This window comes from Micromonospora sp. NPDC057141, assembly GCF_042670805.1.
Taxonomy (GTDB): domain Bacteria; phylum Actinomycetota; class Actinomycetes; order Mycobacteriales; family Micromonosporaceae; genus Micromonospora.
Genome location: NZ_JBHUVA010000042.1, coordinates 21,189 through 35,089, shown reverse-complemented (window position 1 = coordinate 35,089; position 13,901 = coordinate 21,189). Strand labels below are relative to the sequence as shown.

Annotated in this window: 12 protein-coding genes; 2 read left to right on the top strand and 10 right to left on the bottom strand. The window is 72.1% G+C overall.

The features are described from left to right. The first annotated feature begins 4 nt into the window (after positions 1 to 4). The gene (locus tag ACFT41_RS20530; RefSeq protein WP_377587581.1) at positions 5 to 1,009 is read left to right on the top strand and encodes an ABC transporter permease; all 1,005 of its coding nucleotides are present in this window, start codon (positions 5 to 7) and stop codon (positions 1,007 to 1,009) included. 65 nt (positions 1,010 to 1,074) lie between these two features. Then, positions 1,075 to 2,904, top strand: a complete 1,830-nt coding sequence (locus ACFT41_RS20525; RefSeq protein ID WP_377587580.1) for an alpha/beta hydrolase fold domain-containing protein — start codon at positions 1,075 to 1,077, stop codon at positions 2,902 to 2,904. 12 nt (positions 2,905 to 2,916) lie between these two features. On the opposite strand, the gene ACFT41_RS20520 is transcribed toward ACFT41_RS20525, so the two are convergent. The 10 genes from ACFT41_RS20520 to ACFT41_RS20475 all read right to left on the bottom strand — a co-directional run bounded on the left by ACFT41_RS20520 (position 2,917) and on the right by ACFT41_RS20475 (position 13,762). Next, a complete protein-coding gene (locus ACFT41_RS20520) occupies positions 2,917 to 4,212 on the bottom strand; it encodes a PHB depolymerase family esterase (protein ID WP_377587601.1) in 1,296 nt (431 codons plus the stop codon). Positions 4,213 to 4,325: 113 nt separating this feature from the next. Beyond that, entirely contained in the window at positions 4,326 to 4,481 is a 156-nt protein-coding gene (locus ACFT41_RS20515) for a hypothetical protein (protein ID WP_377587579.1), read from the bottom strand. Between the two features lie 32 nt (positions 4,482 to 4,513). After that, positions 4,514 to 5,464, bottom strand: a complete 951-nt coding sequence (locus ACFT41_RS20510; RefSeq protein WP_377587578.1) for an SMP-30/gluconolactonase/LRE family protein — start codon at positions 5,462 to 5,464, stop codon at positions 4,514 to 4,516. Between the two features lie 195 nt (positions 5,465 to 5,659). Then, the gene (locus ACFT41_RS20505; RefSeq protein ID WP_377587577.1) at positions 5,660 to 6,631 is read right to left on the bottom strand and encodes an ABC transporter substrate-binding protein; all 972 of its coding nucleotides are present in this window, start codon (positions 6,629 to 6,631) and stop codon (positions 5,660 to 5,662) included. A gap of 41 nt (positions 6,632 to 6,672) precedes the next feature. Continuing rightward, positions 6,673 to 7,260, bottom strand: coding sequence for an ATP/GTP-binding protein (locus ACFT41_RS20500; RefSeq protein WP_377587576.1), 588 nt, complete (start codon positions 7,258 to 7,260; stop codon positions 6,673 to 6,675). Then, entirely contained in the window at positions 7,244 to 7,678 is a 435-nt protein-coding gene (locus ACFT41_RS20495; RefSeq protein WP_377587575.1) for a DUF742 domain-containing protein, read from the bottom strand. Before ACFT41_RS20495 ends, ACFT41_RS20500 begins: the two co-directional genes overlap by 17 nt. Then, positions 7,675 to 8,100 (bottom strand): roadblock/LC7 domain-containing protein, encoded by a 426-nt coding sequence (locus tag ACFT41_RS20490; RefSeq protein WP_377587574.1) that lies wholly within the window; start codon positions 8,098 to 8,100, stop codon positions 7,675 to 7,677. Before ACFT41_RS20490 ends, ACFT41_RS20495 begins: the two co-directional genes overlap by 4 nt. Further along, a complete protein-coding gene (locus ACFT41_RS20485; RefSeq protein ID WP_377587573.1) occupies positions 8,097 to 10,658 on the bottom strand; it encodes a nitrate- and nitrite sensing domain-containing protein in 2,562 nt (853 codons plus the stop codon). Before ACFT41_RS20485 ends, ACFT41_RS20490 begins: the two co-directional genes overlap by 4 nt. Before the next feature lie 386 nt (positions 10,659 to 11,044). Next, a complete protein-coding gene (locus tag ACFT41_RS20480; RefSeq protein WP_377587572.1) occupies positions 11,045 to 12,040 on the bottom strand; it encodes a hypothetical protein in 996 nt (331 codons plus the stop codon). 24 nt (positions 12,041 to 12,064) lie between these two features. Then, positions 12,065 to 13,762 (bottom strand): family 16 glycoside hydrolase, encoded by a 1,698-nt coding sequence (locus ACFT41_RS20475; RefSeq protein ID WP_377587571.1) that lies wholly within the window; start codon positions 13,760 to 13,762, stop codon positions 12,065 to 12,067. Positions 13,763 to 13,901: the final 139 nt, after the last annotated feature.

The window sequence follows — 13,901 nt, the reverse complement described above, 5'->3', positions numbered from 1 at the left end:
AGCGATGACCACGCTGCATCAGGAGCCGGCACCGGCGAAAGTGCCCGTGTCCCCCCGTTCCCGGGCGCTCGCCGGTGGCCAACGGCTGCTCGGCGACTGGGGGAGCGAGCTCGCCCTCGCCACGATCATCATCCTTCTCGGCGCGCTCATCAGCGTCTTCAACGACAGGTTCCTGACCTACGGCAACCTGATCAACGTGCTGCAGGCCATCTCGGTGGTCGGCATCGCCGGCATCGGCGCGACACTGATCATCATCTCGGGCAAGCTCGACCTGTCGGTCGGCTCGACCCTGGGCTACTCGGGGCTCGTCGGCGCCCTCGCCATGCAGGGCCAGTTCCCGGCGCTCGGGATCCCCGCCGGCATCGCCGTCGGCGCGGCTGTCGGAGCCGTCAACGGTCTGCTGGTCACCTACGGCCGGGTCAACGCCTTCATCGCCACGCTCGGCATGCTCTCGGTGGTGCGCGGCCTGGCCCTGGTCACCACCGATGGTGCCCCCCAGAACGTGCCGGACTCCCTGCTGTTCATCGGCCAGGGCAGGATCGCCGGCGTGCCGGTCAGCGTCGTCATCCTGCTCGGCCTGGTCGTCGTGGCCCAGCTGTTCCTCTCCCGCAGCGTCACCGGGCGACGCATCACCGCAGTCGGCGACAACCAGCGGGCCGCCTACCTCGCCGGGATCCCCGTACAGCGCACGGTCGTCCTCGCGTTCGTCCTCGCCGGGGGCTTCGCCGCCGTCGCCGGCCTCGTCAACGCCAGCAACCTGGCGCTGGCGACCACCGACGCCGGGACGGGCCTGGAACTCGACATCGTCGCTGCGGTCATCGTCGGCGGCACGAGCCTCATGGGCGGCCGGGGCAGCATCGTCGGCTCGCTGCTCGGCGCCTGCCTGCTCGGCCTGCTCCGCAACGCCTTCGTCCTGCTGCACCTGTCGCCCTACCTGCAGGTCACCGCCATCGGCGCGGTCATCATCCTCGCCGCCCTCATCGACCAGCTCCGCCAGCGCCGCAGCTGAGGCGGGCACGTCGTAGCCGTGCCCGCCCAGTAGCAGCCCACAACGCCACAGGAAGACACCCACCCATGGCTCTCGCACCCGACATCGCCGATCTCCTCCGGCGGATGGAGGCCGACCCGACCTTCCAACGCCCCAGCGGCGACGATGTCGAGCAGGCCCGCCGCGACCACGAGATGGACGCCGTCCGGTTCACCCCGCTGCGGCAGCGCCCGCCGGTCGCCACCATCGAGAACACCGCCGTGCCCGGCCCAGCCGGCGCGATCCCCGTCCGCGTCTACCGGCCTGCGGCGACGGCCGCGCGCCGCAGGCCGACGCTGCTGTGGATCCACGGCGGCGGCTGGGTCACCGGCAGCCTCGAAACCGGGGACATCGCCGCCCGCGTCCTGGCCGAGCAGGCCGAACTCGTGGTCCTGTCGGTCGACTACCGGCTCGCCCCCGAACACCCGTGGCCGGCGGGGCTCGACGACGTGACCGCCGTCCTGCGGTGGGCCCACGATCACGTGGGCAGCCTCGGCGGCGACCCCTCGCGGATCGCCGTCGGGGGCGACAGCGCCGGCGGCAACCTCGCGGCGGTCGCCGCCCACACCGCTCGCGACCTCGGCATCCCGCTCGCCGCGCAACTGCTGGTCTACCCGGTCGTCGACGCCGATCTCGACACCGCGCGCCATCCGTCGCGCCGGGAGAACGCCCATGGCTACTACGTCACCTGGCCCGACATCGAGTGGTGCGTGACCGCCTACCTGCCGAGCACGGCCGACCCGCACGACCCCCGCATCTCTCCGCTGTACGAGCCGGACCTCACCGGCCTGGCCCCGGCGGTCGTCCTCACCGCGGAGTACGACACCCTGCGGGACGAGGGCGACGCCTACGCCTCGGCGCTGGAGTCCGCCGGGGTGCCCGTCACCCACCTGCGCCTCTCCGGCCTGGTCCACGGAGCACTCGACATGGCCGGAGTCTCGCCGACCGCGCGCGACGCCCTGTCCCGGGCGGCCACCGCTCTGCGCCGGCTGCTCGACCCAGTCCCCGAACGGAACGCGGACGACGAGGGCATCGAGGACGGTGACCTGGCCGCCGTCCTCACCCGCTACGTGCACCCAGGCAAGAGCCTGCCGCTGGCGCGGTTTCCGCTGCCGGAGCCCCTCGCCCGGCAGGTTTCCGCGTCCGTGGCCGGCGTCGACGAGCCGACCCACCAACGCATCGCGGGCGCGATGTCGGCCCGGGTACGCGAGGCCGCGCACCAGTTCCTCACCGAGCCCGCATTCCGAGCCGGGCTCACGCGTCTCCCGTTCGCCCCGGGCGAACGGATCGTCGCGCTGGGCGACTCGATAACCGACGACCTGTGCTCATGGGCCGAACAGCTCCGCGCGGTCCTGGACCTCGTCGGGGCGGGCGTCGAGGTCGTGAACGCCGGCGTCACCGGTGACACGACCCACGACGCCCTCGCCCGCATCGATCTCGTCGCCGCCGCGAAGCCCGCCTGGGTGATCCAGCTGCTCGGCACCAACGACGCCCGGCGGCACGGCGCGCACAGCCAGGAACGGCTCATCAGCCTGACGGAGACCGTCGACAACTACGCCAAGCTCGGCCGGGTCGTGGCTGCGGACGTCGGCGCCCGCCTCGTCCGTATGACCCCGCCACCGGTCGTCGAGGACCGGGCCGCCCGGTGGGCCCATTTCCGGGACCAGCAGATCACGTGGCGCACCGCCGACGTGCGCGAGATCGCCGACGCCGTCGTCGGGCTGGACCCCCAGGCGGTCGATGTGCACCGCGCCCTCGGCCGCGCCGGGGCCGATTCGCTCCTGCTTCCCGACGGGGTCCACCCGACGACCGCCGGCCAGAGCGCGATCGTGCGCGCTCTGGTCGACGTGCTCGCGTCGTGGCCGGGCCACCCGTAGCGCGGGGTCTCCTCAGGCCCGCAGCGTCCATCGCTGGTTGGCCTGGCCGTTGCAGGACCAGAGGATGATCTTCGTGCCGTTGGCGGTGCCGGCGGCGTTCGCGTCCAGGCACAGCCCGGACTGGGCGCTGGTGATGGTGCCGTTGGCGTTGACGTTCCACTGCTGGTTGGCGCCCCCGTGGCAGTCCCAGATGATCACCGGGGTGCCGTTGGTGCCGCCCGAGCCGCTGGCGTCCAGGCACTTGTTGCCGTACACCGTGAGCTGCCGGCCCGACGTGTTGGTCCACCGCTGCCCGGTGCCGCCGGTGCAGTCCCACAGTTGGGTCTGGACGCCGTTGGTGGTGCTGGCGTTCGGTACCTCCAGGCAGCGGCCCGACTGGCTCCCGACCACCGTGACCCCGGCCGCCGGCGGCGTCGTCGGGGTCGGGGTCGGCGTGGTGGGGGTGCCGTCGAGGCCGAGGAACGAGATGGCGTACGCGATCTGACCGGCCTGCGGCAGCTCGTGCCCGACCCCGCTGATGCTGATGCCCTCGACCGTCGCCTGGGTGCCGGTGTCGCCGTACCGGGTGCGGGTCCAGTTCGACTGCGGGTGGTCGGTGAACGCCGGCGTCTGGCCCAACCCGTGCAGGTTGGTCCACTGCTTGATCTCTTCACCGAAGTTCACGTACGACAGCGTGGTGTCGGTGGTCCCGTGCAGGAACTGCATCCGGGGGTACCGGCCGGTGTAGCCGGGATACATCGCGCGGGCGGCGTCGCCCCACTGCTGGGCCGTCTTGGTGATCTGTCCACCGGCGCACTGGCCGTTCCAGGTGTTGGTGCTGCTGCCGGTCGCGAAGCAGGTGGCGGGCACGCCGCTGAACGCCGACCCGGCGGCGAACACGTCCGGATACTGGGCGGCCATCACGTTGGTCATCATCGCCCCGGAGGAGAAGCCGCTGACGTACACCCGGGCCGGGTCGACGTTGTGCCGCTGCTTGGCGTAGTCGACCATGGAGATGATGCCGTCCGAGTCGCTCCCGCCCCCGCGCCGCAGCCCCTGCGGGGAATAGACGTCGAAGCACTTGCTGCTGCGCGTGACCTCGGGCAGCACGATCACGTAGCCGTACCGGTCGGCGGCGGTGACGTAGTCGCGACCGTTGCCGTTGAAGATCGCCGGCCCGGAGCCGCCGCAGTAGTGGATCAGCACCAGCAGCGCCGGCCTGGGCGCGACGTTGTCGGGCACGTAGAGGTACATGTTGAGGCCGCTGGGGTTGCTGCCGAAGTTGGTGACCTGGGTCAGGGCCGCCGCCGAGGCCGGCTGCGCGGCCATCAGCACCGTCATGGCGAGCAGTGGCACGACCGCGAGGGCCGCCACCGCCCTGAGTAGACGCTTCACGAACGTGGGCTCCGATCTGGTGGGACGGGGGTGGTGGTGGGGTGGGGCTACCTGCCGAGGGACACCTTGAGGATCCGCTCGTTGCTGTTGTTCGGGACGCCGTCCTCGTCGCCGCCGGTGCTCGTGGTCAGCCACAGGTCCCCGTCGATGGTCGGCTCGACGGTGCGCAGGCGGCTGTACGTGCCGACGAAGAACTGCTGCACATCGGTACGTCCCTTCCTGTGGAGCCTGGCGGTCAGTACGGGTAGCCGGGCACGTTGAGCCGCACGCTGTACAGGCCGGAGTCGTTCGTCGGGCCCGACGTGACGTAGAGGGTCCGCCGGTCCGATCCGCCGAACGCCACGTTGGTGGTGCCCGAGGAGCCGGAGCGGATCGTGCCGAGCTGGGTGCCCGTGGGCGAGTAGACGTGGACCAGGCCGTCGGAGCCCGACGCCCAGTACACGTTCCCGGCGCAGTCGATCGTGGCGCCGTCCGGGGAGAGCGCGATGCCGTTGGGCTGGCGCAGCGCGTCGTCGACCAGCGACACCTGGCCGCCCGAGACGCGGAAGACGCTGGTGCGCCCGCCCATCTGGTCGGGGCGTCCGCCGCGCTGGAAGTTGGGGTCGGTGAAGTAGCCGACGCCGTCCGAGCGGACCGCCACGTCGTTCGGCGAGTTGAACGCCCGGCCCTGGTAGCCGGAGGCGATCACGCCGCGGGCCAGGTCGTCGATCCGGTACGACGAGACGCTGCGCTGGTCGTGCGTCGCGGCGACGAGCTGCTGCCCGTCGGGGCTGAGCGCGAGCCCGTTGCTGCCGGAGTTGGCGAGAAACGTGTCGAAGGTCGCCGGGGGCGTGAACCGGCGGATGGTCGACGGCTGGACCCGCTCCGGCCCGGTGGCCGCGCCCATGTCGGACACCAGCAGGTAGCCGCGGTCGGCGAGCCAGACCGGCCCTTCGAGGAAGGAGAAGCCGCCCCGGATATTCGCCGCCGTGACCGAGGTCGCCGGCAGCGGCGGGCCGTAGCTGGCGCCGGTCGGGCAGACGCCGGGCGGGGCCCCGGGTGGCCCGGCCAGGGCGGCGTTCGTGTGAGCGCTAACATGACCGGCCCGAAGAAGCCGCGTGGGCGAGGCGGCGGCGCCCGCCGGGACGGTGGCGGGCAGGGCGAGGCTGAGGGTGGTCAGCGCTACGGCGATGGGCTGCCAGGGCATCAGGGCTCCGATCGGTGAGCGGGCCCGTCGTCGCTGCCGTGGGTGGTGGTGGTACGGCGACGAGCTGGTCAGGGCGATGGGACATTGGGCAGCATAAATGATGAGCCATCGATGCGCATAACTTCCCTGCCGCCGACTACGCCCTGGCCGTCGATTTCACCCGAGCCGTCGATCTCGCCCGCCGAGCCGGCCCGCTCAGGCGGGGGGCAGCCAGGCCTCCCAGACCTCGGGGTTCGCGTCCAGCCACTTCCGGGCCGCCTCGTCCCGGGACAGCTTGTCCACCCGCAGGTAACGGGCCACCGTGTTCTGGTCCGCGTTGGTCCACTGGAAGTTCTTGATCAGCGTCGCCGCCGGGCTGCCCGACTCGGCGAACTCCCGGTTGGCGATCTTGTCGAGGTCGTACGGCTGGTAGTCGCAGGCGACCTTCTTCGGGTCGGCGTCGCAGCCCGGGGTGTAGGCGGGCAGCCTGATGTGCACGAGGTCCACCTCGGAGAGGAACCACTGCGGGGCGTAGAAGTAGCCGATGGCAGGCCGACGCTCCTGCTCCGCCGTGCGGAACGCCTCGATCAGCTTGTCCTCGCTCCCGGTGAAGGTGACCGCGTAGTTCAGCTTCAGGTTCCGGATCAGGGCCTGGTCGTTGGTCACGTAGGAGGGATCACCGCCGAGCAGCTCACCCCGCCCGCCGGAGGTGGGGGTGCGGAACAGGTAGGCGTAGTCGTTGAGCTTGCGCCAGTCGGTGATCTCCGGATACTGCTTGGCCAGCCACGGCGGGACGTACCAGCCGATGACGCCCTTGTTGCCGGTGACGCCGTGCTCCACGGCCACCCGTTCGTCGTCGATGTACCGCTTCTTCAGGTCGTCGTGGCCCCAGTTCTCCAGGATCGCGTCGACCTCGCCGCTGGCGAGCTGCTGCCAGGACTCGTCCTCGCTGAGCTCCTTCTCCACCACCGTGCAGTTGAGCCGGTTCTTGGCCAGGTAGCTCACCACGGCGACGTTCGCCTCGTACCCGATCCACGGGTTGACCGCGAGGGTCAGGGTGCCGCACCCGGTCCTCGCGGGCGGGCCCGGCGCCGCGACCCGGGGCTGGATGTCGGCCGTGCAGCCGGCCAGCGCCAGTACGGCCGAGCCGGCGAGGGCCGCCACCCTGATCCAGCCTGCTGTCCGCATCGCTGCTGTCTCCTCCTGCTCGTTGTGTCCCGGCCGCCGCCTCACCGGGGGACCGTCCGGGCCAGGCGTTGGGCCAGGACCACCTCGGTGAGGGCGACCAGCACCTGCTTGACCGACTGCCGGTGGCGGGCGTCGCACTCCACGATCACCACCTCGTCGTCGACCCCGAGGGCCTCCCGCACCTCGGCGAGGGCGAACCGGCGGGCCGCGTCGAAGGCGTTGACCGCCAGCAGGAACGGGATCTGATGGTCCTCGAAGTAGTCGACGGCCGGGAAGCAGTCCTCGATCCGGCGGGTGTCGACCAGGACGACCGCCCCAAGCGCGCCGTCCACGAGGTCGTCCCAGAGGAAGGCGAACCGGTCCTGCCCGGGGGTGCCGAACAGATACATCAGCAGGGACTCGTCGAGGCTGATCCGGCCGAAGTCCAGGGCCACCGTGGTGGTGGTCTTCGCCGCCACCCCGCTGGTGTCGTCGACCCCGACCGAGACCTCGGTCAGGTCGGCCTCGGTGACGAGGGGCTCGATCTCCGAGATGGCCCCGACGAAGGTGGTCTTGCCGACCCCGAACCCTCCGCTGACCACGATCTTCACCGCCGTGGGCGCGGGCCGCTGACTAGAGAGCGCGGACACGGTCCCTGATCCTTTCGATCATGGCGATGGAGAGTTCGCCCTGTTCCTCGCGGCGCAGATAACCCTCGGCCAGCAGGTCGGCGACGAGCACCCGGGTGACGCCCAGCGGCACCCGCAGCCCCACCGCCAGATCCGCCACCGTGGTGGGCCGCTGGCACAGCTCGACGATCCGGCGCGCCTCGAAGCGCAGGGGCGCCGAGAGCGCCGACGGCTGGGCGGAGAGCAGCGTCTCCACCCGCAGCCCGTCCTGCACCGGCCGGGTGCGCCCGCCGGTGAGCAGGAACGGACGCACCGCCGCCTCGTCCGCGGCCCCCGGACGCCAGGGCCGCGGCTCCGGCGCGGGGTCGGTCGTCGGCGGCGCGGGGGTCCAGTACGGGATCATCCGCGGGTCGGGCAGCCGGGGCCCACTCTCGTTCACCGCGGCAGGATCCGTCTCGACTCGGAGATCAGAGCCGGGGTCAGCATGCTGCCGAACCGCTCGGCGAGCAGGGAGATCTCGTACCCGACCAGGCCGAGGTCGCATCCGCCTTCGGCGAGCACCCCCAGACAACTGCCGTCGCTGATCGCCGACACCAGCAGGAAGCCCCGCCTCATCTCGATCATGATCAGCTTCAGCCCGTCGAAGTCGTACTTGCGCGAGGCGGTGCGGGCCAGGCTGGACATGCTGGACACGATCGCGGCCAGTTGGTCCCCGGCTCCCCGGTCCAACCCGGCCGAGGCGGCTATCAGCAGGCCGTCGGAGGAGACGGCTACGGCGTCCCGTACCCCGTCGGTCTGCCGGACGAAGTTCGCCAGCAGCCAGTTCAACTGGTGCGGGTCGGTCTGGGCGTCAACCGTCACGCTGTCCTCCAAGGCTCGGTCGAGGCTTCGTCGCCGGACCCGGTCACGGGCATCGCCCGTTCGGCCTGGCCGCGGAGCATCCCGGCGCGCAGGGCGGTCAACCGGTTCCGGATGTCGGCGGGCGAGTCGTCGAGGGCCGCCGGCCGCTGCTCGGGTGCCGGCACGGCCCCGGTGGCCGGGGGCGCCGGCGGGACCGTCCGCTGCTCCCTGGGCAGGCGCTTGCGTAGCCCGTTGATGGTGCGGGTCTCCACCCGGTCGGCGGTGGCCACCTGGCCGGCGACGGTGATCGGCCCATCGACGACCGGCTGCGCCGAGGCGGCACCCCCGGCGCCGGTCACCGGGAACTCTCCGGCGTTCCGCGGACCGGTGGGGGCGGGCAGGTCGCCGGCGGGGCGGGGGACGCCGCCGGGGCGTTCCGCCGAGAAAGCCGGGGGGCCGTCGACCGCACGGATCGGGCCGGACGGGGCCGCCTCCCCGACCTCCGCCGTGACCCGGGCGGGTGCGGCGGTGGCGGTGAGGGCGATCGGCGTGGCGGCGGGGGCCACCGGGCTCCCACCCGACGCGGTTGCCGGACCCTCACCCGGCGGGGTCGCGTTCGCGGTGGTCAGCACGCCGGGCGGCAGGACCACCCGGGCCGTGACACCGGTGACCGGCGAGGGCGCCAGCTGGACGCCGATCTCCAGGTCCAGGGCGAGCTGACCCACCACCTGGTGGCCGAGGTAACGGGTGGGGGCCGCGACGAAGTCGACCTCGCCGCGCAGCCGGGCGTTGGCCTGGGCCAGATCCTCGGCGGACATGCCGATGCCCTGGTCGGTGATGGCGATCAGGTAACCCTCGCTGGTGCGCCTGCCCTGGATCTCCACGTCGGAGTCGGGAGGTGAGAAGGTCAGCCCGTTCTCGATCAGCTCGGCGAGCATGTGGGCCACCGCGCTGACGGTGGCCCCGACCACCCACGCATCGTCGATGCGGCGTAGCTGCACCCGGCGGTACTCCTCGACCTCGGAGATGGCCGCCCGGATCACGTCGGCGATCGGCAGCGGGGCCACCCACTGGCGAGGCCCCCCGGCACCCACCAGCACCAGCAGGCTCTCCGCGTTGCGGCGCATGCGGGTGGCGAGGTGGTCCAGCTCGAAGAGGTTCGCGAGCCCGGTGGGATCGCTCTCCTCCCGCTCCAGCTTGGTGATGAACCCGAGCTGACGCCGCAGCAGGTTCTGGTTGCGCCGGCCGAGGTTGGCCAGCGACTCGGTGGTGCTGCGGCGGAGCAGGGCCTGCTCGGTGGCGAGGCGGAAGGCCACCGCCTGCACCTGGTCGAGGGCACCCGCGACCGACCGGATCTCGGAACTGGACCGGGCCGGGACCCGGACCGGTGCGGGGGCCTCCGGATCGCCCTCCTCCCCGCTGTCCTGGAGCCGGCGGACGGCGGCGGGCAGCCGGCTGGTCGCCAACTCGTGCGCCTCGGCGGACAGGGCCGCCAACGGGCGGGTGATCGACCGGGTGGCGACCACCAGCAGGGCGACGGCCCCCACCAGGAACAGCAGCACCGAGGCGGCGACCACGAGGATGCGTCGGGTGGAGTCGTTCTGGCGCTCGGTGGCCCGTGCCTCGATCTCCGCGCCGACGTGTTGCTGCATCTGACGCATGCCGTCCAGGACGGTGGTCTGGGAGGACCACCACGACTGCGGGTTCACCTGCAACCGCCGGCCGTCGGCGGAGGCGAGGGCGACCTGCTCGAAGTACGCGGCCACCCGGGCGGCCCCGGTGTCCAGCACCCAGTCGTTGGCGGCCTGCTGGGCGGGGGTGGCCTGCTCGGCGAAGTCGGCCAGGGCCGCCTCGCGGGCCGCGCGCATCGCGGCGAACTGGAGGAACTCGCCCTTGGCGAAACCGCCGGCGGAGAAGACCCCGTTGAGGAAGGCCCGCTGTTGGGCGGTGCTCTCCTCGATCCGGCTCAACGCGTCGAGGGTGGCGACGTGCCGCCGCAGCTCCGGATCGGTCACCTCGTCGAGGCCGAAGTCGATGCGGTTGAGCGTGGCGATGCGGTCGGTGAAGAACTGGAAGGTGGCGGCCCGTCCGGCGCTGCCGCTGTCGGTGCCGGCGCGGACGACGGGGAGCCCGTCGAGTTCCCGCAGCGCGGCATTGACCCGGTCGGCCACCCGCCCGCCGCCGGAGACAGCCGACTCGACCGCTCGCCGCCGTTGGTCCACCCGCTGGCGGGCCGGGGCGATCTCGTCGCGAAAACCGACGTTGCCGCCGAGCAGACCGGCGGTGAGCCCACGTTCGGTCTGCAACTCCTGGGTCAGGTCGCGCACCGCGAGGGCGAGTGACACCGACTCGCTGGCCGTGGTGACGGCCCGGTAGCCGGAGACCTCGATGACGGTGAGGTAGCCGAGCAGCAGCAGGACGGCCAGCATGGGCAGGGCGATGATGCCGACCAGCCGGCCCCGGATCGTGCCTCCCCGGCCCGCGTCCGTGCGGGGCGGCGGGGGGATCGGCGGCTCGGCATCCGGTGGGCCCGCCGCGGGCTCCGCCCGCCGGTTGCGCCGATGCCGTACCACCGTCACCGCACGCTCCTCGTCGCGGCGGCCGGGCGACGGCCGGCTGGCACCGTCGCCGGGTCGCCGGGAATCCGTCTGGACATGGTGGTCTCCAATCACCGATGAAGCCGCCCCGGGGCGGGATCGGGATCAGGGGAGATGATCACAGGCAATATGGCGGCAGCGGCCTCGTCCCGCAACCCTCCAAGCCGCTCTGTTGCGGGGTCGGAGCTGCTCTTCTGTCTTTTTGCGCACGGGAGCCTGGCCGAATGGCCAGGCTCCGTGTCGTCTTTACCGCCCTCCGGGAGACCACCGGTGGCATTCAGCGCATCCGGTCTTGTCCCGCTGTGATCGATGCCTCCGAGCCCAGAGCCGACGCGGTAGTGCGGGACCGCGTCGATGGGCGGTGGCGCTCAGGGCTGCCAGAGCCGTACGTGATGGAAGATCGTCTCCCCGTCGGGGTCCGTGCCGTCCGGGGCTTTCCCGCCGTCGGTGAACACACCGATCCCGCCGCTGTCGAACTGCCCGTCGGTCATCTCGCCAACCCGCTCGCCGTCGACGTACACGGTGAACCTGTCACCCACCCCGGTCACCGCGAGGCGGTGCCGCCGTGCGGGGTCTGGTGCGGGCACCTGACCGACGAAGAGGTCCGGGTCGGCCGAGACGCCGTCGACGCCCTTGCTGAGCCAGACTGTTCCGCTGCGGCCGATCTCCGTCCAGTACCAGCTGCCCGGGCCGTCCTGGCGGAAGAAGAGGCCCGCCGCCCGGGCGGTGCCGAACGAGAACTCGACCTCGTACGTGAAGTCCCGTACGGATTTGGTGCCGTAGCACTCGTGGTACTTGTTGCCGTCGCTCGACGCGACGTGGTAGCCGTCCGGGGCGAACCGGCAGGTGCCGGTACCCGAGTTCAGGTTTCGCCACCCCCCGTTCTCGGCCACCATCGCCTGGTCGAGCACCACCGTCCGGTGCCCCGACGGGTACGGGTTGCCGCCAGTGTTCTGCCTGTTGGGCGGGGTGGTGGGCGGTGCCGTGGTCGGTCCAGGCACGGGCGGGGACGAGGTGGAGGCCGACACCGACGGTGACGGATCGGGGTCCGGGGGCGGCGCGGACCTGTTCATCAGTACGAACGTCAGCGTCAAGCCGATCACCAGGACCAGGCCACCGGTGATGACGATCTTGGCGGCACGTGGATAGCGACGCCACCAGCGTTGCAACACCGACACCTGTTCGTCGTCGGACGTTGCGGGTTCCTGCGACTGGTGGGATCCGGCATCCCGGGTCCTCCGCTGCGCGATGATCGCACCGATCGCACCACCCAGCGTGGCGGCCAAGGTGAACAGGCCGGTGATGATGGCCGAGACCAGTGTCACCTGGCTGCTCGGGTCCAGCGAACGGAACCAGTCGAACATGTTCGTTTCTCTCCCGTTTCTCGGTCAGGGCGCCCATACGCGTACGTTGCGGAAGAGGGATTCCCCGTCGGGGTCCGTGCCGTCCGGGGCCTTCCCGCCGTCGGTGAACACGCCGATCGGGCCGCTGTCGAACTGCCTGTCGGTGATCGAGCCGACCCGATGGCCGTCCACGTAGACGGTGAGCTTGGTGCCCACCCCGGTCACCGCGAGCGTGTGCCACTCGTCCGGATCTGGTGCGGGCACCTGACCGACGAAGAGGTCCGGGTCGGCCGAGACGCCGTCGACGCCCTTGCTGAGCCAGACTGTCCCGCTGCGGCCGATCTCCGTCCAGTACCAGCTACCCGGGCCGTCCTGGCGGAAGAAGAGGCCCGCCGCCCGGGCGGTGCCGAACGAGAACTCGACCTCGTACGTGAAGTCCCGTACGGATTTGGTGCCGTAGCACTCGTGGTACTTGTTGCCGCCGCTCGACGCGACGTGGTAGCCATCGGCGGCGAACGTGCAGGTGCCGGTGTTCTCACTCTTGTTGCGCCAGTGGCCCGAGTTCTTCGTCATCGGATCGTCGAGCACGATCCGGTCGTGCGCCGGCAGGTACGGGTTCTTCGGGGCGTTGGACGGAGTCGGTGAGGGGCTTGGCGACGGCGACGGTGACCGCGACGGCGACGGCGACGGGGTCCTGCGTTGCGTCGGTGAGGGAGTCGGTGTGGTGCTCGGCGCGTGCGGGGAAGCGGGCCGGGAGGTCTGGGCCGTGGGGTCGGGACGGGGGCCGGGAGATCGATCCGGCGGTGTGGGCGAAACCGGCGGGGACGTGCGGGGAGAAGTCGGGCTGGTGGCCGGCGTCGACGGTACGACAGGCGGCGTGAGCGCGGACCCGCCGTACTTGACCAGCCGGCGCACTTTCCCGTCCGCCGCAATGACGCCCGCCTGTGGACCGTCCGGATCGTTGAAGAACACCACGCCGCCGGAGACCGACAACTCGAATCCGGTGCCCCGGCCGGACATCACCGGCGTCGTGGCGCCCGCGCCGCTGGCGAGGTCGACGATCCACACCACGCCCGCCGAACGGTCGGGGACGAAAACGGCCCCGTGCGCCGACACCGCAGCCCCCAGAGTAGAGCCGGCGGTCCCCAGCCGGATCCGTGCGCCGCAGGTGCGGGCCTGCACCTCGCACCGGACCAGCGTCGAGTCGGCGGGCCTGACCGCCAGCAGCCAGGGCCTGTCCGGCACGCCGCTGACCAGGTCGTCCGGGCCGATGTCGACCGGCATCTCGTGTGTGACCTCGCCCCTTTCAGCAGACAGCGGGTAGGCGCGACGCGTGGCCGGGCTCACCACCACCGGCCCGGCGCTGGTGACCACCAGGTGCCGTGGGCCGTCCACCGGGCCGGCCCGCGTGGTGAAGTGCCGTGGCGCGGCCGTCCCGTCGGCGAACCGGATGACCGTGCCGTCGCGGCCCAACCCCCACAGGTAGCGGTCGTCGCCGGCAGTTTCGGACAATCCCCCGGCGGGCACGTCGACGGATCGCCGTGCCTGGGTCGCCCCGTCCACTCGCACCAGGCTGCCCCTGGACTCCGTCGTCACGAACCCGGCCCGCCCCTGCTGGGTCACCGCGAACCTGGTGCCCTCCGGTGCGACCGGTACCGTCGCCGCGACCTCGGCCGAGACTCCGTCAACGAGCGTGACCGCGCCGATCTCCCGCGAGGCCAGCCAGGCAGAGGCGTACAGCACGGACGGTCGCGGGGGGGGGGGGGGCCCCGGGGGGCCCCCCCCCCCCCAACCCCAGCGGCCGGTGCGGGGGCGCGACCCACAGCGGCCCCCCGCCGCCCCCCCCCCGGCGGCCCCACCAGCGCCCCGCCCCCGACCGCCC